The sequence below is a fragment of the Myxococcales bacterium genome, from assembly GCA_016720545.1.
In the GTDB taxonomy this organism is placed as follows: Bacteria; Myxococcota_A; Polyangia; order Polyangiales; family Polyangiaceae; genus JAAFHV01.
Genome location: JADKKK010000009.1, coordinates 204,919 through 228,175, shown reverse-complemented (window position 1 = coordinate 228,175; position 23,257 = coordinate 204,919). Strand labels below are relative to the sequence as shown.

The window sequence follows — 23,257 nt, the reverse complement described above, 5'->3', positions numbered from 1 at the left end:
ACCTTTCCGGCCGCGTGCTTCGCGAACCCGCCGGACGACTTCGGCTCGAAGGCGCGGGGGACGCGAGCGCGGCTCGCAAGGAGTGACGCGCGAGCGCGCGATCCGCGCGTCTCGGACTTGTCAGTCGTCGTAGGAAGTTGTCACGCGCGCCCTCGAAGACCCCCGGCGCGTCGCGGAGCTCGCCGCTCGGTCTAACGTTCGGCGAAACGGTCGGTGGCCGTCACGAGCTGGTCCACGATCCCCGGCTCACTCGCCGAGTGGCCCGCGTCCGGCACGATGTGGAGCGCCGCCTCTGGCCACGCCTTGTGCAGCGCCCACGCGCTCTCGGCCGGGCACACCACGTCGTAGCGCCCCTGCACGATGACCCCGGGGATGTGGCGCATGCGGTCGAGGTTCGCGGGCGCGAGCAGCGCGCGCTCGCCCGTGAGCCACCCTCCGTGCATGAAGTAGTGGCACTCGATGCGCGCGAACGCGAGGCTGAACTCGTCGCCAGAGGTGCGCTCGATGAGCTCGACGTCGGGGATGAGGCAGCTCGTGCGCCCCTCCCACACGCTCCAAATGCGCGCGGCCTCCCGACGCGCGGCCTCGTCGTCGGAGGTGAGGCGCGCGTAGTACGCGCTCACGAGATCGCCGCGCTCCGCCTCGGGGATGTGCCCCTCGTAGGCCTCCCAGGCGTCGGGGAAGATCGCGCCCGCGCCGCGCTGATAGAACCAGTCAATCTCTTGTTTTCGCAGGAGAAATATCCCCCGCAGGACGAGCTCGGTCACGCGCTCGGGGTGGGTCTGGGCGTACGCGAGGGCGAGGGTGGAGCCCCACGAGCCGCCGAACACCTGCCATCGCTCCACGCCGAGCTCTTCGCGCAGACGCTCGACGTCGGCGACGAGGTGCCAGGTCGTGTTGTGCTCGAGCGACGCGTGCGGCGTGCTCTTGCCGGAGCCGCGCTGATCGAACACCACGATGCGGTAGCGGGCGGGATCGAAATACCGCCGGTGCTTCGGATCGGAGCCGCCGCCCGGGCCGCCGTGCAGGAAGACGACCGGTTTGCCTTCGGGGTTGCCCGACTCCTCCCAATACAACGTGTGGCCGTCGGAGACGGCGAGGCTGCCGCGGCGGGTGGGCTCGATCGCTGGGTACAAAGTGCGGAGGGCCATGGGGCGTGTCTACAGCAGCGTGGGGCGCTGCGCGAGGGGCACGACCACTCGCGCGCCGGCCTCGGCGCGCGCTGGGCTTGCTCGTCGCGCAAGCGTCGTGAGAATGGAGGGGCGGCGTCCGGCGTTCTCTGCTTGGAGGCACGTGAGACGGTCCATGATTTCCCCCCTCACCCACGAGCGCGCGCTGCGCGCGCTGCCCACTGCACGGCGCCTCATCGCGCCGCTCACCCGCGCGCGGCTGCTCCGCGCGCTCGAGGAGCTCCACGCGACCGGGACGCTCACGCGGGCGTCAGAGGCCTCGCTCCGTGCGTCGGACCTCGCGGCCCTCCGCGCGGCGCCGACCGCGGGTAGGCCCTACGGCCGCGTGCCGCTGGAGCACGGCGCCCGCGGCGAGGTGATGCTGGCTACCTGGCAGCCCGGGGTGCGGTGCGCGCCTCACGACCACGGCGGCACGCAAGGGCGCGTGCTCGTCCTCGCGGGGCGGTTCGAGGAGCGCCGCTTCGCCCTCGACGGCCCCGCCCTCGGCGTCCCCTCTCAGGTGCGGCGCTGGCAGGCGGGCGAGTCCATCGAGGTCGCGCGCGACGTCGTGCACGACATGGAGTCGGCGGACGCCGTGGGCCTCACGCTCCACCTCTACCCTGGCGACGCGGGCCCAGCCCGCCTGTACGACGCGGAGGCTCGGTGCACCTACCTCGCGCGCGGCGGCGCGTGGCTCCCACCGGACGACGTGGTGCAACGCGAGCCCTGGACGCGGCCGTGAGCGTGGCCCCGCCGGCGTATTGGGTGGGCTTCACCACGCTCTACCGGGAGGGCGGCGGGCGGTTCTCGCGCGCCGCGCGCACGCTCGGCGCCGAGCTGCGGGCGAAGCACCCGCGCGCGCGTGTGGTGGTCGAGTCGGTCGAGTCGAAGGCCGATCTCGTCCGCGCGATGGCGAGCCTGCGCGCGGAGGGTCTCGCGCTCGCAGAGCTCCACTTCATCGGCCATTCGGGCATGTACGGGCCCATGTTCCGCACCACGAAGGTGCCCGAGCAGCTCAGCCCGCACGAGTGGCGCGCGCTCGCGGCCGAGGGCGCGTTGCCCTTCGCGCCAGGCGGCGAGGCCTACTTCCACTGCTGCCGGAGCGCGCGCTGGTTCGCGCCCTTCTTCGCGCGCACGTTCGGTGTCCCCGCGCGCGGGCACCACCTCTACACGACCTTCTCGCGCGCCCGCGACCGCTTCGCGTGGGACGGCGGCTGCTGTGGGATGGCCGGCGCCGACGCGCCCCTCCACGTCGTGGCGCTGCCGGGTCGCAAGTCGCACGGGCTCGGGGCCACGGCGCTCAAGTACGCCGGAGCGCTCCGTCCGGAGGCCATGCTGCGTTTCCTGCCCGACCCCACGTTCGACCCCGCGGCCGCCTCGTACGATCGCGTGGCCGATCTCTACGACGAGGCCTTCGCCGACATTGGGGTCCGCGGGCCCGAGGTGGCCTGGCTCGAGCGCCACCTGCCCGACGCGTCGACGGGCGCACGAGCCCTCGAGATCGGGTGCGGGAACGGCGCGCTCTTGGCGAGGCTCGCGCCTCGGCTCGGCAGCGGCCTCGGGCTCGACGCGTCGAGCGAAATGATCGCCCGCGCGCGGCGCAGGTTCGGCCACACGAGCGGCCTCCGGTTCGAGGCCGTGACCGGGCCGGCGCTCCCGGCCGACGACGCCAGCGTCGACGTGGTCATCTCGATGCTCTCGTTCCGGTACCTCGACTGGGACCCGATCATGGCCGAGATTCGGAGGGTGCTGGCGCCTGGGGGCCGGCTCCTCATCGTCGACATGGTCGCCGTTCCAGCCGGTGCTCGGGACGCTCCGCGGCTCGTCGCGGGGGCGCTGGCCCGCGCACGAAGTCGCGTGCATTATGCACACTTTCACCGCAAGCTCGGGGCGCTCGTGCGCGATCCAAGCTGGGCCGAGATGCTGAAGTACAACCCCATCCGCTCCGAGCACGAGGTGCGGTGGTACCTGGAGGGGCGCTTCCCCGGGCGACGCGTGGAGGTGCTCACCGTGGCGCTCGCGTCGCGCGTGGTCGCGTTCGACTCGGGTCCGCTCCCGCGGGGCTTCGCGCTCCCGCAGAGCTACCCGTGACGGGCACATCGCGCGCGCCGCTGCTCGTGCTCGACTGGGGCATCGGCGGCTTCGGCGTGGTGCGGGCGCTCTGGAGACGCGATCCGACGCTCTCCATCGTCTACGTCTCCGACGCGGGATTCACTCCGTACGGCAAGGTACCTACCCGCGCGCTCGCGGCCCGGCTCGGGGTGCTGCTCGCTTACTTCGCAGGCCTCGGCGCCGAGCGCGCGGTGCTCGCGTGCAACGCGGCGAGCACCGTGGCGCACCTCCTCCCGGCGACCTCGCTGGAGGTGCTCGACATGCTGGACGCTGGCGTGGAGGTGGTGCTCCGCACGGGCCTCTCCCGGGTGGGGCTCCTGGGCGGAGGGCGGACGGTGCGCTCCGGGCACCATCGGCGCCGCCTGGCCGCGCGCGACGTCACGGTGCGCGGGCGGGTCGCGCAGCCGCTGTCGGCGTGGGTCGAGCGGGGCGAGCTCGGGTCGGCCGCCCTCGAGGCGGACGTGGCGCGCGTCGTCGCGCCGCTCCGCGGCGAGCGCGCGGTCCTCCTCGCTTGCACGCACTACCCGGCGATAGAGGGCGTGCTGCAGCGGCACTTGCCTGGGGTGGAGCTGCTCGACCCGGCGGAGGCGTTGGCCGAGCGCGTATGCCCGATCGAGCCCCCGATGGTCGGGGCGCAACGCGCCGCGGCGCGGCGGATCCGCGCCTTCACGACGGGCAGTCCGGAGGCGACCCGCGCGGGCGCCAAGGCCGCGTTCGGCCTCGACCCGGGGCCCGTGGCTACGCTCACGTTCGCGCGCCGCTCATAGGGCGCCTGCGAGATCGGCGCCCGCGATGAGGGTGAGCGCCACGCCGCCCATCCACGCGAGCACCGTCACGAAGCGCTGCCCGTGCGTGCGCGTGGGTCGTGGGAGATCGGGCGAGTGGGAGATGTGGTCGCCGAGGAGCGCGGCCACGAGCGAGACCGACACGAGCGCGAAGCCGACGAGGAGGTCGTATCCCCGCGTGTGCGGCAGCACGACGACGCCGACGATCGGCGCCAGCACCGCGCCGACGAAGAGCGCGAAGCCGCCCGCCGCGATCGCGAGGCCGCGCCCCACGAAGCGGCGCGCGTTCGCCGCGGGCGCGACCGCGAGGCTCGTTCGGAACGCGACGATCCACGCGAGGAGCGTGAGAAGAGACACGAGGGCGAGCGCGACCACAGGGCTAATGGGCCTGCCGAGAGGCCAGGACGCGGTGAACTGCCCTACCACCACGTAGCTCCACAGGAGGACCGCGAACACGCGCAGCGACGGACCGAGGATCGCCCAGGGAAGGCGCGGCCCGCGCAGGACGTGAGGGCTCCCCTCGTACGGGGGCGTGCGGTACGGCCCCGCGGAGACGGGCGGTGGCCACCCGTACGAAAAAGGCCCGACGGCGCTCTCGGCCTGCATCGCGGCAGGCTGCGCGATGGCCTCCGCAGCGGCGTCGTCGGCCGGCGGCTCAACGCCTGGCGCGTGGGGCACGGCAGCGCCCGGCGCCTCGGGCTCGCCGGGTGCGTCGGCCTGCGCGAACGCCTCAGCGGCGCCTGTAGCGGGTTCAGCCGAGAGCGCCGCGAGAGGGTCGCTCGCGGTCGCGGACGGCAGGGCCGTGGTCTCGGGTGCGTCGGGGGATGTCATTGGAACGCCTCTCCGGTCCAGCGCAGCTCGACGCCCTTTTCGCCCGCGGGAACGTCGACCTCCCGAGTGACCAGCACCGCCTGGCTGCGATCGCCCCCCTTCAGCACGAGAGCACGAACGATCGCCCGGGTCGACCGCGTGCTCGGGAAGCCGCGGCGGCGCAGGCGCAGCCGCGTGGTCCCGCCGCCGCGCTCGATGCGCACGGCGGCGAGGCCCATGACCGGGGCGTCGAGGTCGGCGGCCAGCTCGTCCTTGTCCTTCTCCTGGCGGGCGACGAGCACCTCGACGTAGGAGTCGGAGACGGGCGCGCTCACGAGGATGAAGCTCGCGACGTCGGGGAGCGGCGTCTGCGCGAGGCGGCGCACGAGCAGCGCGTCGGTCTCGGCGGCGAGCGCGGCGGGCGCGCGCGCGGGGGCCTGCCGGGCGGCCGCGATGAGCGACGCGGACACGATCGAGGAGAGCTCGCCGAGCCGACCGTCATCGCCACGTCCCCCGGTCTGCGCGACCCGATCGAGCAGTCGGGTCGCGACGTCCAGCCGCCCGGCGCCTGCGTGGGCGAGCGCGAGGCGGAGCGTGACGGCGGGGTCGTCCGGCATGGCGGCGTCGAGCCGCTGGTAGGCCGCGAGCGCGTCCTCGTAGAGGCCCTCGGCGCGCAGGCGATCGCCCACGTACCCGAGGGTCCACGGATCGCGCGGCGCGCGCTCGACGAGCTCGCCGAACGCGCGGCGCCCCTCCTCGTCGAGCCCCACGCGCCGAAGCGTGGACGCGCACTCGGCGAGCAGGCCCGCGTCGGCGAAGCGGTCGTACCGGATGTGCTCGATCTCGTCGAGGAGCGGCTCGCGCGCCCCGGTCGCTTCGAGCTGGGCGATGAGCAGGCGGCGCCCGAGCGGGCTGTGCGGGGCGAGCCTCAAGAAGCGGCGGAGCACCGCGAGGCGCGCCGCGTCGGACGTCGCGGCTCGGTAGGCTTTGTCGAGCGAGTGGTCGAGCTTCGGCTCGTCGTCGATGAGCAGCTTGCGGAGGGTGGCCGCGTCGAGCCCGTCGAGCCGGATCGTGCGGAGGAGCTCCTGGCGAACGAACGCGGCCGCGTCCGTCGCGCCCTCGGCGGAGAAGCGCGCGGCGAGGGCGGTCCCGGTGACAGGCGCCATGCCGGCGACGAGGATGCCGAGGAGGGTGCGTCGGTCGCTCCATGTAGGGAGCTCGCACGCGCGCGCCGCCTCCGAATAATCGAGCGTTCCTCTAGACTTACGCGCACGCCAGATCCCGCGCTTCACCGCGAGCGGCAGGGTGGAGGCCACGGAGCACTGCGTGCGCTTCGCGCGCTGCCCGGGCGGCAGCGAGAGGTCGAGGGTCACGGACACGGCGACGCCCGACGCGAAGAAGGGCACCGCGCTCACGACCACGCGCACGCAGCGATTGAGCACCGGATCGTCGTCGGCGGTGGCGCTGGCGCGAACGACGACGCGCTTGGCGCGACCCTCGGCGTCGACCGCGACCTCGACGCGCAGGTTCCCGCTGACGCCCGGCTTGATCGACGCGCGGGCGTCACGGCAGGCGACCATCGCGCCCATCGAGTCACGGATCGAGCGGCGGGCCGCGAGCTCCACGGCCTGCTCGATCGAGGCCTCGTCTGCGGGCGCCGCGTCTCGATCGAGCTCGAGCGCAGGCGGCTCGAGCAAGAGCGACGAGGGCGGCGGCGCAGGCTCGACCTTGCTCGCGAACGCGGCGTCGACGCGCGGCGAGAGGCCGAGCACCCGCTGGTCCCACGACGCCGACCCGGCGCTGCCCCCGAAGTACCAGCCGGTCCACGGCGTGAGCAGCCCGGAGCGGGACGCGAGGGCGATACCAGGCTCGAGGCCGTCGGCGTGGGTCACGCTCTCTTGGATGCGCTGCTCGGCCCAGCGTCGGGCGACGTCCGCCGCGGCGGGCACGCGCATGAGCTCGACCGGCCGGAGCTCCTCGACGAGCTTCGTGCCGCGGCGGTAGCGCAGCGCGAGCTGCTTCGGCGGCTCACCACGGAGGCGGCCGGCCACGGTCAGGGTCGACCCCGCCGCCACGCCCTGGGGCTCGCGCGGGTAGACGCGATCGACGGTCGCGCCGAGGTCGACGGACACGTCGCGCAGCGTAGGTGCGAGCGCGTCGGCCACGAGCGCGGCGCTCGCGCGGGCCGCGTCGGGTCGGTCGAGCACGTCGTACACGGGGCCACCGCCCGCGACGACCTCGGCGAGCAGCCACCGGTCGGCGCCCTGCCCCACGGCGAGCGCCCCGAGCCGCGGAGCGCCACTGGCCCGCCGCGCCAGGCGCTTGCGGAGATCGCGCGCGCTCGACTCGCCCACCGTGGGCCTGCCATCGCCGAGGTAGACGACCATGCCGCTGCCGGCGCGGTCGCCCTCGCCGTCCAGCAGGTCGGCGGCGCGCTCGAGCGCGAGCCCGAGGTTCGAGGCCCCGCCCGCGCGCACGTCGGCGAGCCCCTTCCGGAGGCGCGCGCGGAGCTCGGGCGTCACCGCCTCGGGCTTCTCGGGCCCCACGAGGCGCGTGCCGTGGTCGGCCACGAGCAGGACGACCGCGTCCTTCGGGCCGAGGGCCTCGAGGAGCGCGTCCACCGCCGCGCGCTCGATCTCGAGGAGCGAAGGGCCCACGCTCGCGGAGGCGTCGACCACGAGGGCCAGGGTCACCCCCGCCTCGGCCGCCGCCGGCGCCTCGGTGCGCACGAGCAGGTAGGGGTCCTCCCCCCGCGCGCCGGGCGCGACGTACGCGCGCGCGATCCCGGCCTTCACCACGTCGGGCGAGAGCTCGACGACGAGGTCTCCGGTGGGGCGGAGGTCGGCGCTGTGCTGCTCGATCGCGCCGCCCACGACGGCGGCGCCCGTGCTCGCCGAGAGCCAGCGCGCGGGCGAGTGCGACACCACGCGGAGGTCGAGTCCTCCGACCATCGGGGCCTCCGTGTCGCTCGCCATGGGGAAGCGGTACGTCGCGTGGCCATCGCGCTGGGGGAGCCACTCGACGTAGTCGACGGCGAGCTCGACCGAGCGCCCCGCGGGCACGCCCGTGAGGGTCCCGCGCAACCACCCGCCGCCCGCCCACTCGAGCCGGCCGTTGTCGGCCCCGTTCGGATTGCCCACCGCCAGCGTCGCGGTCTGCTCGGTGGCGTTGCCCTCGTCGACTCTCGCGACCTTCGACACGATGGCCCCCTCCGGCAGCGCCATCCGAACGTCGGCGACGACCTGGCGCTCCGAGCCGTTGAAATAGGTCATTCGCATCTGCGTGTGCGCGACCTCGCCGTCGATGCCCACCTCGACCTTGGCGGAGCGAACGACCAGCGGGGCGCCGGGGTCGACGCCACCTGCGCCACCCCACAGCTCCGCGAGGGCGCTCGCGGTGGCCGGCTCGCCCGACCAAGGCACCGCCAAGCCGCCGGTCCAGTCGTCGAACGCGGTCTCCGGCGCGACCTTCGCCTCGCCAACGCCGACCGTGACGGTCTCGCCGCTCTGCACATGGGCCGACTTGCCGGCCGCGGTGAGCACGAGCTCGCCGCGCGCGCAGTAGGCCTTCGCGGGGCTCTTGGCGTCGCCCGCGTCGCCCGCGTCGAACGCCGCCGCGCTGGAGACCACGCGCGTCAGCGAGTCGCGCATCGCGATTTCGGTGCGGCCCGCAGCGCCCGCCTGCACGAACACCCGACCGCGCGCGAGCGTGAGGCGCGCCCCCTTGAGCGTGAGCGTGGCGTCGCCATCGACGATGACGATGGTGCCGTCGTCGAGCCGCACCCGCGCGCGGCCACCCGCGCCGGTCTTGATCTCGTCGCCGTCGCGGAGGCGAGCGCTCCCGCGCACCTCTGCACCTCGCACGAGCACCTCCGCGTGGAGCGCGCGGAGATCTCCCACGGTGGTCTGCACCGGCCCGATGTCCACCGTGCGCACGCGGGTCGAATAGCCGAGATCGCCGCTCCACGCGGCGGCGAGCGCCAGCGCGGTGAGGGTGACCTCGAAGCGGAGGAAGAGGCCGGCGAGCGCGCTGATTCGCCGCCTCATCGCTCGGCTCCCTTGGCCTTGTCGGCCGGCGCGCGCTCGACGCGTAGGGCCGCGCCGTCGTGGGTGAGGATCACGCGCGATGCGGGGTCGGCCGTGGTCCCGAAGGTGACCTCCTGTCGCGTGATCTTCTCGGCCGGTGTCCCACCTCCGACGATGACCGTGACCGTCGCCCGGAGCCCCAGGCGCGCCGCACGCGCGGCGTCCTCTGGTTCGAGCCTCAGCTCGACCTGGGCGGGCGTCGCCCCGAGCTTCGCCTCCGCCACGCCGAAGCTAGGGAAGTTGTCGGGGGACGGCATCGGGGCGCCCAGCGCCGTCGTCCACAGCGACGGGTGCAGCTCGGGGTGAGCCCAGGTGACGAGCACGCGCACGCTGCGCTCCTGCTCGGCCCCAGGTCGCCCGCCCTCCCCCGCGGCGAGCAGGCGCCGCGTGCGCCCGAGGAGGCGCTCGGCGTCGTCGCGCTTCCCGGCGCGCAGCGCCTCGTCGCGCGCGGCGGCGAGGAACGAGAGCGCCGTCGCACGCGCGGCCCGCGAGAGCGCGCTGGCGCCGTCGGGCGAGCCGGCCGTGGCCGCCTTCTCTGCCCACGCCACGGCCTCTTCGACCCGGCCCACGCCGTGCGACGCGGCGGCCACGAGCAGCGGGACCGTGGGGTCGTCGGGCGTCAGCGTCTGCAGCGTGAGGTACTGCCGGAGGGCCTCTTCGTGCCACCCGTGAGCTCTCAAGAGGTCGCCCAGGCGGCGGCGCGCCGCGGGATCCTCGGGGGAGAACTCGACGAGCTCACCGAACGTGCGCCGCGCCTCCACGCGATCGCGCTCGGCCGCCGGGCCTGTGGCGCGGGCCGCGAGCCGAAGGTAATACTCGCCCACCGTTGTCCACACATGGGCCGTGGCGTCGGCTCTCCTGCGCAGGCGCCGAGCCCACGCGCGGCCTCCCCCGTCATCGCCGGCGTCCTCGAGCGCGTCGAGCACGCGGAGCCCGAGCTCGAAGTCGTCGGGCCACTTCGTCGCGGCGGCGCGTAGCACGGCGAGCCGCTCGGGCGGGGTCTTGGCCTTCGCGAGCATGCCCGCCAGCAGGTCGGGATCCACCGAAGCGAGCCCAAGCGCGCGGTGAAGCTCGTGGAGCTCCGCCACGGTCTGGACGCGAACGACGACCGCGCGGTAAACGATGTCGGCCGCGGGCGTGAGGATGAGCGAGCGCCAGAGCGCGACGCGCGCGGTGACGGACGGCAGCTGCTCGACCATCAGCAGGAGCAGCGTGGTGCGCTCGCGCCAGGTGGGCGCCTCACAGTCCTCGAGCGCCTTGCGATAGATCGCGAGGGCGCCCGGCGCGCTGCGCTGGGTGGCGAGGCGCTCGCTCCAGAGGACGCGTCGCTCGGCGAGAGGAAGATCCGCCGCGGCACCGCACGGACGGGGCACATGCCCGATGACGCCCAGGGAGACCGAGAACGCCGAGACGGCGGCGGCCTGCGGTACCGTTTGGGCGGGTTGCGCGGGTTGGGCGGCCTGCGGCGCCGGCTGCGGCAGCGACTCGCCCCCAGGAGCGAACGCGATCGGGTAGACCACCGAGACGACGCCCCCCTCGGGCGCGGGGAAGCTCATGTTCCCGAACGACCGCACCACGCACTGAGCCACCGCCGGGTCGCCCAGATCGGAGGAGGCGACAGAGGCCGCCGAGACGGCGCCCGACCGGTCGATGACGAAGCGCGTGCTCACCCATCCCCGGAGGTTTGGGTTGCTGCGGAGCCCGTTCTCGTAACACAAGCGGAAGCGTCCGAAATTCTGGCGAACGATGCGCTGGATCACCTCGGGGGGCAGGCGGCCGTTGACCTGGGTCGCGCCCTGACGCAGCTGCGGCGCCTGCGTGGCGTGCTGGCCGCCGAGGCGGCCCGCGCCGCTGCCGAAGCCCTGACCTGTCCCCGTCCCGGCGCCGTGGCCGAGGGTGCCGATGTTGCCGAGGCCGATGCCTTCGCCTCGGCCACCGCCGCCCTCGCCGGTCCCGGCGAGGGTGTCGCCGTCGGTGGCCCACATCCCACCCTTGCCCTGCTTCGCGACCTCCTGCGCGGGCGCCGCGGGCGCGCTCGCCGCTGTGGCCGCGGCCATGGGCGCGGACTCGACGGGAGCGTCACGAGGCGGCCCCGGGGGCGGCGGCGGCGCCTGCGGGTCGAGCAGCCCGATCATCCCGAACTCGGCGGAGTCCTTCAGCGCGTTCTTCCGCTCATCGTCCGCGTTCGACGAGTCGGACGGGCCTCGCACGGCGTACCGGTGGTTGCTGGGCGCTCTGGGCGCGCCCATCGACCCCTCCTCGCCCTTGGCTCGCGTCCCCGTGCCGCCTTCTTTGTTGTCCGCGACCGAAGCAGGAGAGGCCTCCAACGTCGAGTCATCCAGCCTCCACGTGCGCGACCACGGCCGCCAGAAGCGGCGGCGCTCCACGGCGGCGGCCCGCGCCTCGGCGAGAGAGTCGCCCGTGTCGGCGCCCTGCTGGACCTCGCGAGCCGTGGGGACGTAGAGCGACGTGTACGGGGAGACGAGGCTGTAGCGCCGCCCGATGTCGACGAGCGAGGCGCGGCCCGCGCCCTCCGCCAGCAGCTCCTCCATGCGGCCTTGCCCCCAGCGACGGCGCAGATCGCCGCCGTCGTCGATCTCCACGACCCGTAAGGCCTTGTGGCTCGTCACGTCTCCGCTCTTGATGTCCACGAAGCCCGGCGCCTTGCCCGCCACCCGACCGACGACGAGGACGCTGTCGTCCAGGCCCACGGGCGGCAGCTCGCGAGGGAGCACGCGCTCGACACCCGCGAGGTCGAGCGACGCGCCCACCCACGCGGGGCTCTGGGCCGCCTCGAGGAGCCGGAGCGCGGCCCGCGCGGCGCTGTAGCCATCCCCGACCGACTCCGCCGGCGCCCCCCGCGCGATGGAAGCGAGCAGCGGCATGTTCGCGCGGCTGCCGACGCCCGCCGCGAACACTCGCGTGCTCGGCGGCAGCCTCGCCATGCGGTCGCGCAAGGACTTCGGGGTGAGCTCGCCCACCGAGGGCAGGCCGTCGCCGATGTACAGCACGGCGCCTCGGCGCTTGGTGTCGAGCTTGCTTGCCGCCTCGGCGAGCAGGGCGCCGAGATCGGTCGCGCCGCCGCGCTCGACGCTCGCGAGCCCGGAGAGCCACGCCCGCCTGCGCGCCGCGTCGACGGGCCCGAGCTCACCGCCGCCTTCGCCCACCGGCCGGAGGGTCGCGTCGCCGGCCCAGAGCGCCGCGCGATCGTCTGGGCCGAGGTGGGCGAGCAGCGCCGCGGTGAGGCTCCGCGCCACGGCGAGCGCCCCGGGCTCGGTCGCCGCGGACGTGTCGACCACGATCGCGAGATCGATGCCTTTGGGGGCCACGTCGACCGAGCCGCCGCGGAGCGGGACGAGGAGGTAGTCGGGCTCCTCCTTCGAGACTTGCTCAGCGAATTTGGCGTCGGCGTTCATCGGGACGTCGGCCGCCGTGAGCGCGTGGCGCGCGCGGTACGCGACCGGCTCGCTCTCCCCGCCGTCGAACAGCTCGACCGCGAGATCGGCCCGGGGGACGAGGTCGAAGGCCTGGATGACGACGCTCTTGCCCTCGGCGCGGCCGTTCATGCCCGCGCGGACACGGGTGGCGCCGGCGCGCGCGAGGTCGAGAGAGACGCGGAGCTCCTCGATGCGCGGCAGCGAGGCGCGCGCGCCCTCGGCGGCCATCGGGTAGACGTAGACGCGACGATCCGCCTTCGGCCCCTGCCGGGAGAGCCACTCGGCGTAGCGCGTCACCACGCGTCGCTTCGCGCCAGGCTCGATGGGGTAAAGGCGCGCGTTGTACACACCCGGCGCCGCCCAAGAGAGGAGCGCAGGATCCTCGGTGGAGCCCGCGTAGACGTTGCTCTCGTACTGCGCCTTGGCCGCCGCGCTCTCCTTCACGCGGCCCCACACGATCTCGCCCTCGCGATCGACGCCGAACTTGTGGAGCACGGCGCCGGGCGGCGTGCGGAAGCTGAAGATGCCCTCGACGGTCGCCGAGCTCGGGTTCACGAAGGTCTGATCGACCTCGGTGACGGCGAAGTCGTGGTCGACCGTGACGCGCACATCGAGGCGCTCAATCACCAATGAAAACCTTGGTTTACCCTTATCACCAGGCGGCCGCGCGCCCACCGTGCCGAGCCCGAACGGCGCTGGCTGCGCGCCCGGATCGGCGGTGGCGAGGCCGCCGGTCCAGTCGTCCCAGGCGACGGCGGCGCTGCGAGTGACGGAGCCGTCGGCCCTGAGCGTGAGTCGCTCGCCGGCGATCGCCCGCTCGGGTCGCGCCGCGGCTCGCGCCGCGCCGCGGAGCACGTAGATGTCCTCCGTGCCGTCCGGCGTGACCTCCACGCTGGCCCGCGCGTCGGACAGCTCGATCACGCCGCGCGGGGAGTCGATGCGGACGGGCGGGCCGTCCTCGCCGTCGACGAAGACCCGCCCCGAGGAGAGCTTGGCCGAGTCACCGGTCATGCGGAGCTCGGCTGGCCCGGCCAGGAGCCACACGGCGCCGGTGTCGCGTCGGATCCACGCCAGGGCGCCGGCCCCGAGGGTCACCACACTCGTCTCGGTGAGACGCTCGCGAGGGTAGGGCGCGCGCGCGGGTTGTCCGCCCTCGGCGACGGTGATCTCTCCCTTCACCGCGCGGAGCTCCGCGAAGGTGTCGCCGTGGGCGACGACCGCCGCCGGCGACGGTCCTTTGCACCCCACGACCAAGAACGGGAGCGAAGCCGCGAGCGGCACGAGCACGAGGAGGCACGCGAACGGACGAAACGAGCGCATCGGCAGTTTCCCCTGGGCATGTCGCCCGACGGACGAAGGCTGTTGGCGACCGGGTCTGAACGTATGCCGGATCGATCGCGCGAAGCAACGCGCGTCGAGACGCGCAGGTCGATAGGACGCGCCAGCGCGCGAGAAGTTCCCCGGCTCGCGCCACGAGGACACGGCGGCCCGCGAAGGCCGCAAATTTCGCGGCTCTAGCCCCAAGGCTGCCCCGAGCGCGGCGGTCGACCCCACAAACGACCACGGACCTGCCCCGGGAGGCAGATCCGTGCGAAGCGGCGTGTCCGCGCGGCGGCTACTGCTCGCCGACGAACGCGGCCGACTGCGGCTCGAGGACGCAGGTCGTGCCGTTGAAGCGCTGCGCGCCAGGCTTGGAGCCGAGGTTGTCGACGGGGAGCAGCGCCTCCGACTCCACGAGGGACCCGTAGGCGTCCACGAACTCGAGGCGGCGCTGGGAGAGGACGCGCAGGGTGTCCTCGGTGAAGGTCGCCGCGTTGGCGGTCTTGCGGTCGGCGCAAGCCTTGCCGTAGGCCTCGAGGGTCGCGGTGTGGGCGGCGGCGTCGTCGGTCTTGGCCAGGCGAGCCGCGAGGCCCTTCGCGCCGCGCGCGTTCGACTTGGCGAGGTTCGCGGCGAACGCGGTCTTGAGCTCCGCCGGATCCTTCCACGTGGCCGGGAGGGCGTCGGCGAGGGCGCAGCGCGGCGCGGAGAACGCCGGGGTGGTGAAATCGGTCATGAGCACGTCGGCGACGAAGTCCGCGTCGACGAGGCCCTGACGGAGCAGCTCCTGCACCGCGTCGATGTCGGCGTAGCTCTTCTCGGGGCCGTTCATCGGGAAGATGGAGTCGCCAGCCTCGCCGCCGATCTTGCTGCCGAACTTGGCGAGCGTGTCGGAGTACGCCTTGGAGTCGACCGAGAGCGAGTCGATCTGCGGGAGGCTGAACTTGAGGTTGTTCTCGAGGCCGAGCTCGGTGCCGGTGCCGGTGCGCGGCGCGCGGAAGAGGGGGCTCACGACGAAGGCGCCGGGGAGCATGCTCGAGAACGTGCTCACCGTGCCGAAGCGCTGGCTGTTCTTCGAGTGCGCAGCGATGAGCGTGCCCTCGCCCACGTCGCAGAACAGCTGCGTGAGGACGCCCTTCAGATCGCCGCCCGTCTTGGCGCGATCGACGCGGCCCTTCACGTGAAGGTGCTCGGAGGCGATGATGCGCTTCTCCATGTCGTCGGCGCGGGTCACCTTGCCGAACATGCGGTTGAACGCGGCGTCGGGCGACTTGGGATCGGTGACGGTCATCCACGTGGAGGTCCAGTTCGCCCACGAGTCGTGGAGCTCCTTCATGATGGGGCCGCCGGAGGTGTGGCACGCCATGCACTCGAAGGTGGGCTTCGCGCCCTTCGCCTGCGACGGGACCATCGTGCCGTCGCCCTTGCGGACCCAGTTGCCGCCTTCTTCCTTGTAGTAGGCGAACGCCTGGATCTTCTCGCTCCACGCCATGACCTCGGTGCCGCCCTGCGGAGCGCCCTTGCCAGACGTGAACGAGGCGACGTAGAGCTTCTCGCTGGAGACGCCAGCGCCGCCCGCGATGACGAAGCGGTAGGCGTTGTCGAGGGAGGGTCGGTCGCCGAGCTCGGACACGACGAAGAACTCGGGCTTCGACGCCGGGACGGGGGCCGGCGGGGGCGGCGTGGTGCCCGTCCCGGACGGCGCGGCCGAGCCGGACGGCGCGGCCGAGCCGGACGGCGCGGCCGAGCCGGTGGCGGAGCCGGAGGGCGCGGCGGAGCCCGGCGGGGCCGCGGCCGGCGCGACCCCCTCGAGCTTGTCGAGGATGGCGTTGAGCGTGGTCGGGCACGGGGCGGTGCCCTTCGTGCGCGTCCGCTTCCCCTTCACGATCACGGTGCACTTCGAGCCCGCGAGCACGTTGGTGAGGAAGGTGTCGTCGGGCACGCCGGCGACCGTGATGTCTTCGTCGGCGGTCTCCTCGGAGGGCGTCGTGCCGGAGCCCCCGCAGGCGGGGAGGAAGAAGCCAGAGAGGGCGGCGGTCGACAGCGCGACGAGCGGCAGGAGCGTGCGACGAATGAGCTTCATGGTCTTCTCAACCTCTTGAAAGTAAGACAAAATCTGACGACCGCGGTCGCGGCTCACTCTTCGGCGGGTAGGAGCGGCAGCGGCACCCGCGAGCCCGGGAACATCTTCTGCGCGAGCGCCTTGCGCTCGGTCGAGCGGCGCTTCAGCTGCGCGCGGCCCTCGGCGGTCTGCACCTTGTCGAGCTCCGCCTTGATGCGAGGCACGGCCTCGGTGAGGTAGGCGGTGCGCGCGGCCGAGACCTTGTCTTTGGCGTTGTCGTCGAGCAGCACCCGCGCGTACTCGCGGCGCGGCCCCTCGGGGATGGCGCCGTCGACGGCCGCGCGGAGGACGGTCCGCACGTGCGCGTCGACCTTGGCGGCCTCGGTGGGGAGGTTCACGAGCACCTGGGCGTGGAGCGCGCAGCGGGCTGGAGAGAAGATGTCGTTCTTCTCGTCGAAGAGGCGCGCGGCGGTGACCGTCGCGAACGTGAGGACTCCCTTCTTTTGGAGGGCGCGCTCGATGCGCTTATCCATCTCGGAGCGCACGGGCATCATCCGCGGGAAGACGTCGAGCGAGTACGAGAGCGGGCGCACGAGCGCGCTGCCGAAGACGAACGGGTCGGCGAACACCTCCAGCGGCACGGTCTCGAAGCCGCTGGTGTAGCGCAGCTCGGTCTCGCAGAAGACGCTCTTCAGGAGGCCGCCTATCCCCTTGGGCTGATCGCCGTCGAGGTTGGCCGCGACGAATCCGGTTCGGTCGACCACGGTGCCGTCTTGCTTGGGGAGGCCCTCGTTCCACGCCGCCGTACCGGCGACCATGATCTTCTCGAGATCGTTGGCGAAGCTGAGGCGCGAGTGGCTCTTGTCGAGCGACGCGCTCTCGCTGACGATCTCTTTGGTGGCGCCGCTGATGTTGGTGTCGACCGGCAGCAGCTTGTGGGTAGAGACCCAGTTGGTCCACGGCTCGGACATCTCGTTCATGAGCGGGCCCATGTTCACGTGGCAGTCGTTGCACTGCCGGTCCTTCGTGCTGGGCGCCTTCGTCGTGCGCTTGGCCGTCGGCTTCTTCTCGTACACGAGCACCGAGTTGTTCGGCATGAGCCGCACGCGCTGCATGACGCCGGGCCCCGCGGGATCGGGCCCTGGCGAGAACACGTAGAAGTTGTAGAGCCCCGTCCGCCGGTCGAGGGCCATGACCTCCACGCGGTCGAACACCATCGTGTCGCCGGCCTTGCCCGCCTCGGTGTAGGGATCGCTGAAGAGCGCCATCATGAGGCTGTAGCTGCCCCACTGCGGGTCGTACACTTCGGGTGGCGCGACGCGGTCGGGGGTGTTGCAGCCCGTGACGATCGCGCGCGGCAGGATCGTGTTGGTCTTCGCGGTGCCGGTCTCGCCGCGGGTCTGCGCCTCCTCGACGACGAAGATCTCTTTCGAGTCGGTGCGAGCGCACGCGCGGCCCATGCCGAAGAGCTTCTCGGCCTGCGCGTAGCTCGCGGGGACCTTCTTCAGATCCTTGCGGAGGACGTCGGCCACGCGGTCGTCCCCGAAGAGTCCGTCGGCCTCGGCGATGTCCTCTTCAGACTCCTCGATCGGGTCGACGACGGTGCTGCTGCATGCAGCGGCGGACGCGGCGAGGGCCACGGCGGACGCGAGGGCCCACGCCAAGCCGAGCGGCGCGACGTGAGGTGCCCGCCGGAGCGCGGCCCACACCCTCAGCGACCTCACTTCGAGCCCTTGGTCCAGTCCGCGCAGAACGCGCTGGCGGTCTTGTTGACGCACGTGCCGGCCTTCTCGACGGCCCGCGCGGGGGCGGTCATGACGATGTCCTTGCCGTACATCTCGTTGCACAGCTTCGAGAGGTTCTCGCTGAAGTCGAAGTCGTTCTCGAGCTCGGCCACGCGCTGCGCGGGCACGTCGCAGATCGTGAGCTGCTGCGACTCGGTGCCGTCCTTCAGCTTGGCGCGGCGGCAGCCGGGCGGGAGCTTGTCGGCCGCAGCCCACGTTCCTTGGAGGAAGCCACCGAGCGCGGTGGGGAGCGCGTCGTAGCCGCAGCCGCACTCGAGCGAGGCGCGCACCACGATCTCGGTGATGTGGGGGTCGGACATGCGCCAGTCGACGCCGCCGTTCTGGAGGCGGTTGACCGACATGCACGCGTACATCGACTGCTGCGCCTCGTAGCCCTCGGTGTTCGCCGCGGCGACCTTCACCCCCAGGGCCTCGACGCTCTTCCAGTTCTTCGAGCTCCCGAGGCCGTTGCGCTCGCAGATGCCCTTCAGCTTCGCGCGGTTCTCCGGGGTCGCGGTCTTGCTGGCGAGATAGCAAGCGGCGGCGCGCTGGTAGGCGCGCTCCTTCGTGGTGCCCTTCTCGGCGGAGAGGCGCATCGAGTCGGCGATGAGCGTGGTGGCGGCGCCGCGCGTGTTGAACTGGCCCTTCATGCGGACGAGCTTCGGGTCGATGGAGGCGTCGAGGTTCTCCTTCGCGGAGAGGGCCGCCGCGAGCTCGCCGTCGATCGCGCCGGACGCGTACGTGTTCTTGCCCGCGGCGTCGTATTGGCTCTGGCCGTCGACGTCGGAGTACACCGACGTGAAGAGGCACTGGAGCGGCTTGCCCTTGGTGATCTCGGTGGCCTTGGTGACCTTCTTGCCGTTCGAGACGGCCATGTACTCGCAGTACTCCTGGCCGCGATCGAGCTCGCCGTCGACGCCCTCGCGGTCGCCGCACTGCCAGCGCACGACGCCCGCGGCGGTCTCCTGCGCCTTCACCGCCGAGTGGCGCGTGATGTTGGAGTCGCAGAGCTCCGCGAGTGTCCAGATGGTGGCCGCCGACTGCGGCGTGATGTCGTCGACCGACGTGCCGTCATCGCCTTCCTCGACCGGGGCGGCCGAGCTGCACCCGAGCGCGAGCGCGGCGGCGAGCGCCGCGACAGAGAGGACGGAGAAGGTGCGGAGGAGTGGCATGGGGTACGTCTAGTCGATAGGTCGACCTGCGCAAGGTCAACTTGGATGTGTTGACAGCGGAATTTTCGCCCCAGGATGGATCGATTCTGCACCACCCGTTGACGGCGGCGCGCGGCCGGGGCCCGATGTGCCCATGCTCCGCCAGCACCTCGCGCGCCTCCACTGCACGCCCCCGAGCGCTTCTTCGCGCGCTCGCCGACGTGGTCGCGTGCTCCCCGCCGGACGCGCCGCCCCGCGCGCTCCGGCGAGAGCGTGCACACGAGGCGGCGACGACGCCTCGACCGAGGTTCGTGGAGCGCGAGCGCTCGATCTGCCTTCGCGCCCTCAGGGACTGGTGAGGAGGAAGCTCGCGGTCGCCGCGGCGGTCTCCGCACCGCACGTGCCGGCGGTGCCGGGCGTCACCTGGTGCGTGTCGCGGATGCGGAACGTCCCGGCGGTGGGGTTCCACTGCACCTCCGCGCTGCTCAACGAAATGAGCACCTCGCGCATCGCGCCGCTGGCGATGAGCGTGAAGTAGTCGCGGGACTCGGCGACGAGCGCCGAGGACTCTCCGATCAAGTCCCCGATCGCCTCCGTGGCCTTCCACCCGTTCGTGAGGTGAAAGGTCGAAGGCGAGACCGTGTGGCGAAAGGCTCCGCTCGCGTCGGGTGGCGGGCCGGAGTACACGCCCATGGGCGAGCCGGCGAGGGTGCCCGCGCGGGTCGTGAGGTCGAGCTCCACGGGGATGTTCGCGACCGAGGTCGCCGCGAAGGCGCCACGCCAGACGCAGCACCGGGCGCCGTTGCTGACGGTGATCGGCGTGCCGGCGGGGGCAGGGGCAGGGCACGCGGCGGCAGACGCGGACAAGCGGATGACGCCCCGCCAGTCATGGGTGAAGGTGCCATGCACGTGGCCGCGCAGGACGTTGTCCGCCCCGAGCGCGACGGGGATGGGCGGGGCCGCAGCATCGGACGCGTCGTCGCCCGCATCTGGGGGGCCCGCGTCCGTGGGCGCATCGGCGGGGGCGTCCGCGAGTGTGGCCGCATCCGTGGGGAGGGCCGCGTCGGTGGGCGCCGCCGCGTCCGCCAGCGAGATCGCACCGTCACTCGAGGACGACGGGACGGGCGGGCTCGTCGGCCGTGGCGCGGCGTCCGGCGCTGCCGGCGGGGCCTCGCTCTCCGTAGAGCACGCCCATAGCCACGCCAGCGCCACCACCGCGGCCAACGAGAACCCCACCCTCTTCATGGCCCGAACGTCTCACGGGATACCGCACGCGTCGAGCGACCGCGTGACGTGTTCCGGCTTTTTGTCGCGTCGACGCAGCCGCGTCACACTCCAGCGAGGTGCGCCTCGGCACCGCGCCGACGGCAGCTTGGTGTGGCGGGGCTCTCATGGCCGGGCTACGCGGACCGACGGCGGCGCAGGCGCCCGAGCACGAGCCCAAGCGCGCCGAGGCCGGCGAAGAGCGCCCCCCCGGAGGAGACGTTCCCGCTCGACGTGGCGCAGTTGCTCCGCGCCGCGGCGGAAGAGGACCCCACGCCGTTGGCCGCTTCGCTGCGTGGCGCCTGCCCCACGACGTCGCAACCGTCGAACACGGGGCACACGGGCTCGTTCACCTCGCGGGTCACCTGGCGCGTGTTGCCGAGCTGGCTCTGATCGGCCGACGCGGCGAGCACGAGGTCTTCGTTGAGCGCGGCCTGCACGAGGTCGGCGCGCAGGCGCGTCGTGCGGAGCTCGGCGCCCGGAATGACCCGCCCGAGCAGCACGCCGAGGTCCTCGTCGCGCACCTCGGCGGCGGTCTTCGCCGGCTTCCCGCCGGCCGCAGGGACGGGCGTGTAGTCGCCGTCGGCGCTCGGCGGCTGCGGACCGCCGGGGCCGCCAGGGCCGCCAAAGAACCCGTTGCGGATGGCGCTGTCGATCTGCTGCACGGGGAGCGCGAGGCTGGTCTCGAGCTCCCACCCGCGCCCGCCCGCTGCCGCGGCCTTCTGCTCTCGTAGCTCCTTGAAGTTGCTGGCGTTCTTGACCCAGTCCCAGGCAAGTTCCTCGGACTTGATCGTGAACTTGGGGAAGTTCGTGGGCTCGTAGCGGCCCTGCCCGAGCACCCAGAGGGAGATGCCCACTTTGGCCCCGGTCCCCGCCGCCACCATGCGCAGCGGGAGGGTCACCGAGGAGCCCGCCGTGGTGACGCGCACGGGGCGCATGGACTTCACCGTCGCGCCGGGCCGCAGCTTCATGGCGAGGAAGTTGAAGTTCTCCCGGACGTAGGCCGCGACGACGGGCTTCACCTCGTTGGGGAGGGAGAAGCCGTTGGCCTGGAGCCAGTCATTCAGCGCTTGCGGGTTGGTCGTCTGGAGCTGCACGGTCTCGTACGGACCGACGACCTCCGACTTGGTGACCGTGACGCCGCCACCGCCGCTCTCGCCTGCGGCCGACGGGGCGGCGGCGTTCTTCCCGAGCGCGTCGCAGTTGGGCGGCGGGGGACAGTTGCGGGGCGGCGCGACCACGGCGACTTGGGTCATCGCGTCGAGGGCCGAGAACACCACGTCGGCCGAGAGGCCCACCTGCGCCTCGCCGGTGATGGGGAGGACCCACGCGAACGACTCGGGCGCGCCCTGGTAGCGGATCTGGTCGTAGAGAGTCGACTGCCCTTGGGCGACCGACAGGATCATGCGGTGGTCGGTGACCACGGTGTTGTTCTCGGGCGGGATGAAGCAGCCGCCACACGCCGCGGCGGGGCGCGCATAGAGCAGGGTCGAGCCGAAGGTGGAGCCAAGGATCAGCGAGGCGAGCAGGACGAGGCGGGGTCGGTGCATCTCCCAACGGTAGCACCGAGCGCGGAGAGCGCTCCTGCGACCGCCGTCTCCCTCGCGCGCATTCTTTGCGCCTGCGCGTGCCCCGCCCGCCGGCGCCATGCGCCAGCTACGGTCGACGCGCATGCGCGTCGTCGTGGACACCAACGTCGTGGTCTCGGCGCTGCTGCGCCCGGGCAGCGTGCCGGCCCGCGCGCTCGACCTGCTGTTGGAGCGAGGCGCGCTATTTCTGTATGATACACGGATCGTCGCGGAGTATCGTAGTGTCCTCGCGCGGCCCAAATTTCGGCCGATCGACCCCGCCCGGCGCGAGCGCCTCCTCGACGAGCTCCTCGCAGCGCCCCCGATCGCCCACGTGCCGGCGTGGCCCGGCCCGCTGCTAGACCCGGACGATCGGATGTTCGTGGAGGTCGCCCTGGCTAGCCACGCCGACGCCGTCATCACCGGCAACCTACGCGACTACCCGAGCGACCTCGGCTTCGAGGTGCTCCCGCCGGCGACGCTGCTCGCGAGGCTCGAGTCGAGCCGCTGACTACTGCGCAGTGACGATGCCGCGGACGAGCGCGTCGTAGTCGTCTTTCATGGGCAAGTCGTGGTCGACGATCAGGCGACGGCGCTCGGTGACCGTCGCCTCTCCCGTGCGAGGATCGAGGCCGGGCTCCGCGACCGACACCCACCGAACGGCGCTGCCTCGGCGCTGCCACGCGGGCACGTCGTTGAAGTTCACCCCGTGGCGGAAGAGCAGCTCGTTACGATCGGCGACCGAGGCGCCGCGCAGGCGCAAGGTCGCCGCGTGATCGTCGAGCCCCTGCCCTCGCAGCAGCCAGTACGCGTGCCCGTTGAGCGCATTGCGGGCCGCGTCCTCGTGGCGCCACCGAAAGTAGTCGACCACGTCCTCGTCGCGCGGCAGCTGCGAGATGCGCGCGTCGAAGGCGCCGAGCGCGCCGAGCTCGAGCGAGAACTTCGCGCTGGCCTCGCCCGCGAGCACGCTGAGGAGCTTCCGGAGCTTGCGCCCGAAGAGCGCCTCGTCGCGGCGGAAGAGCAGCGAGAGCTCGTCGCTCTGCGTGTACCCGTACAGCACGGAGAAGCCGGTCGCGGTCGCGAGGTGCACCAGCGTCGCGACCATGCAGTCACGAAACCGGAGGTCGTACGGCGCGTCGAACTTTTGCGCGACGCGCGTGAGGTGCGAGAACGAGCGCCCGTCGATGCGCGCCACCATGTGCACGCCGGGGAGCACGCAGTGGTCGTGGGCGGTCTCGAAGACCCGCATGCGGCGGTCGAGGTCGGTGAACTTCATGGGCACGCTAAAGTTAGCGCGCTGTCGCGCGGTCACTTGAACTTCGAGTGGCACTCCTTGCACGTCGCCTTCATCTCGCCGAGCGCCGCCCCGGCGGCCTTCGCGTCTTTGGCGATCGAGGCGGCGCCGAGCGCCTTCGCCTTCTCGTTCAGCTTCATGGCGAGGGCGTCGAACTCGGGGCCCTTCGAGAAGTCCTTGATCTTGAGGCTGGTCACCTGAATGCGCTCGGCGACGGCGCCAAACGCCGTGTAGTCCCCGTCGGTGTAGCTCGCCGCGCCGATCTTGCCCCACTGCGGATCGGCGATGGTCGACTGGTTGTCCATCACGGCGTCGAGCGAGGTGAGCTTCGGGATGTCGGCCAGGGGCGTCGAGAGCTTGGGCGCGCACGCGACCAGAGAGCGCGAGCGCGGCGAGCGCGGCGAGCGCGACGGAGACGAT

15 protein-coding genes are annotated in these 23,257 nt (G+C 72.7%); 4 read left to right on the top strand and 11 right to left on the bottom strand.

Going from position 1 to position 23,257, the window contains the following annotated elements; all coding sequences use genetic code 11:
* Positions 1 to 191 precede the first annotated feature (191 nt).
* Positions 192 to 1,151, bottom strand: coding sequence for a prolyl aminopeptidase (gene pip / locus IPQ09_18435; protein ID MBL0196164.1), 960 nt, complete (start codon positions 1,149 to 1,151; stop codon positions 192 to 194).
* 154 nt (positions 1,152 to 1,305) lie between these two features.
* On the opposite strand from pip, the gene IPQ09_18430 reads away from it, so the two are divergent.
* The 3 genes from IPQ09_18430 to IPQ09_18420 are packed head-to-tail and all read left to right on the top strand — an operon-like array spanning position 1,306 to position 4,048.
* Positions 1,306 to 1,911, top strand: coding sequence for a cysteine dioxygenase family protein (locus tag IPQ09_18430; GenBank protein MBL0196163.1), 606 nt, complete (start codon positions 1,306 to 1,308; stop codon positions 1,909 to 1,911).
* Positions 1,908 to 3,260, top strand: a complete 1,353-nt coding sequence (locus IPQ09_18425) for a class I SAM-dependent methyltransferase (GenBank protein ID MBL0196162.1) — start codon at positions 1,908 to 1,910, stop codon at positions 3,258 to 3,260. Before IPQ09_18430 ends, IPQ09_18425 begins: the two co-directional genes overlap by 4 nt.
* Positions 3,257 to 4,048, top strand: coding sequence for an aspartate/glutamate racemase family protein (locus tag IPQ09_18420; GenBank protein MBL0196161.1), 792 nt, complete (start codon positions 3,257 to 3,259; stop codon positions 4,046 to 4,048). Before IPQ09_18425 ends, IPQ09_18420 begins: the two co-directional genes overlap by 4 nt.
* On the opposite strand, the gene IPQ09_18415 is transcribed toward IPQ09_18420, so the two are convergent.
* The 8 genes from IPQ09_18415 to IPQ09_18380 all read right to left on the bottom strand — a co-directional run bounded on the left by IPQ09_18415 (position 4,043) and on the right by IPQ09_18380 (position 21,525).
* Positions 4,043 to 4,897, bottom strand: a complete 855-nt coding sequence (locus tag IPQ09_18415) for a hypothetical protein (GenBank protein MBL0196160.1) — start codon at positions 4,895 to 4,897, stop codon at positions 4,043 to 4,045. The genes IPQ09_18420 and IPQ09_18415 overlap by 6 nt on opposite strands.
* Positions 4,894 to 8,922, bottom strand: coding sequence for a VWA domain-containing protein (locus tag IPQ09_18410; GenBank protein ID MBL0196159.1), 4,029 nt, complete (start codon positions 8,920 to 8,922; stop codon positions 4,894 to 4,896). The genes IPQ09_18415 and IPQ09_18410 overlap by 4 nt, the downstream gene beginning before the upstream one ends.
* On the bottom strand, positions 8,919 to 13,718 hold the full coding sequence (locus tag IPQ09_18405; protein ID MBL0196158.1) for an AgmX/PglI C-terminal domain-containing protein: 4,800 nt from the start codon (positions 13,716 to 13,718) through the stop codon (positions 8,919 to 8,921). The genes IPQ09_18410 and IPQ09_18405 overlap by 4 nt, the downstream gene beginning before the upstream one ends.
* Positions 13,719 to 14,013: 295 nt before the next feature.
* Entirely contained in the window at positions 14,014 to 15,798 is a 1,785-nt protein-coding gene (locus tag IPQ09_18400) for a hypothetical protein (protein ID MBL0196157.1), read from the bottom strand.
* 53 nt (positions 15,799 to 15,851) lie between these two features.
* Entirely contained in the window at positions 15,852 to 17,501 is a 1,650-nt protein-coding gene (locus tag IPQ09_18395) for a hypothetical protein (protein ID MBL0196156.1), read from the bottom strand.
* Positions 17,498 to 18,733, bottom strand: a complete 1,236-nt coding sequence (locus IPQ09_18390) for a hypothetical protein (protein ID MBL0196155.1) — start codon at positions 18,731 to 18,733, stop codon at positions 17,498 to 17,500. Before IPQ09_18390 ends, IPQ09_18395 begins: the two co-directional genes overlap by 4 nt.
* Positions 18,734 to 19,057: 324 nt before the next feature.
* On the bottom strand, positions 19,058 to 19,957 hold the full coding sequence (locus tag IPQ09_18385) for a hypothetical protein (protein MBL0196154.1): 900 nt from the start codon (positions 19,955 to 19,957) through the stop codon (positions 19,058 to 19,060).
* 155 nt (positions 19,958 to 20,112) lie between these two features.
* Positions 20,113 to 21,525 carry a DUF2330 domain-containing protein gene (locus IPQ09_18380; protein ID MBL0196153.1) on the bottom strand — a complete coding sequence of 471 codons (1,413 nt, stop codon included), beginning with the start codon at positions 21,523 to 21,525 and terminating at the stop codon, positions 20,113 to 20,115.
* A 121-nt stretch (positions 21,526 to 21,646) separates the two neighbouring features.
* On the opposite strand from IPQ09_18380, the gene IPQ09_18375 reads away from it, so the two are divergent.
* Positions 21,647 to 22,054, top strand: a complete 408-nt coding sequence (locus IPQ09_18375; GenBank protein ID MBL0196152.1) for a putative toxin-antitoxin system toxin component, PIN family — start codon at positions 21,647 to 21,649, stop codon at positions 22,052 to 22,054.
* Here IPQ09_18375 and IPQ09_18370 read toward each other — a convergent pair whose 3' ends face one another.
* Both IPQ09_18370 and IPQ09_18365 read right to left on the bottom strand, forming a co-directional pair.
* Positions 22,055 to 22,819: a guanylyltransferase gene (locus IPQ09_18370; GenBank protein MBL0196151.1), complete on the bottom strand. Its 765-nt coding sequence runs from the start codon at positions 22,817 to 22,819 to the stop codon at positions 22,055 to 22,057.
* Between the two features lie 32 nt (positions 22,820 to 22,851).
* A complete protein-coding gene (locus tag IPQ09_18365) occupies positions 22,852 to 23,145 on the bottom strand; it encodes a cytochrome c (GenBank protein ID MBL0196150.1) in 294 nt (97 codons plus the stop codon).
* Between the last annotated feature and the right edge of the window lie 112 nt (positions 23,146 to 23,257).

Excerpts from the sequence above, each read along its gene's own strand:
- IPQ09_18370 (MBL0196151.1), bottom strand. The coding sequence starts at position 22,819 with ATGAAGTTCACCGACCTCGACCGCCGCATGCGGGTCTTCGAGACCGCC.
- IPQ09_18415 (MBL0196160.1), bottom strand. The coding sequence starts at position 4,897 with ATGACATCCCCCGACGCACCCGAGACCACGGCCCTGCCGTCCGCGACC.
- IPQ09_18430 (MBL0196163.1), top strand. The coding sequence starts at position 1,306 with ATGATTTCCCCCCTCACCCACGAGCGCGCGCTGCGCGCGCTGCCCACT.
- IPQ09_18410 (MBL0196159.1), bottom strand. The coding sequence starts at position 8,922 with ATGAGGCGGCGAATCAGCGCGCTCGCCGGCCTCTTCCTCCGCTTCGAG.
- IPQ09_18390 (MBL0196155.1), bottom strand. The coding sequence starts at position 18,733 with ATGCCACTCCTCCGCACCTTCTCCGTCCTCTCTGTCGCGGCGCTCGCC.
- IPQ09_18380 (MBL0196153.1), bottom strand. The coding sequence starts at position 21,525 with ATGCACCGACCCCGCCTCGTCCTGCTCGCCTCGCTGATCCTTGGCTCC.
- IPQ09_18375 (MBL0196152.1), top strand. The coding sequence starts at position 21,647 with ATGCGCGTCGTCGTGGACACCAACGTCGTGGTCTCGGCGCTGCTGCGC.
- IPQ09_18385 (MBL0196154.1), bottom strand. The coding sequence starts at position 19,957 with ATGAAGAGGGTGGGGTTCTCGTTGGCCGCGGTGGTGGCGCTGGCGTGG.
- IPQ09_18405 (MBL0196158.1), bottom strand. The coding sequence starts at position 13,718 with ATGCGCTCGTTTCGTCCGTTCGCGTGCCTCCTCGTGCTCGTGCCGCTC.
- IPQ09_18400 (MBL0196157.1), bottom strand. The coding sequence starts at position 15,798 with ATGAAGCTCATTCGTCGCACGCTCCTGCCGCTCGTCGCGCTGTCGACC.
- pip (MBL0196164.1), bottom strand. The coding sequence starts at position 1,151 with ATGGCCCTCCGCACTTTGTACCCAGCGATCGAGCCCACCCGCCGCGGC.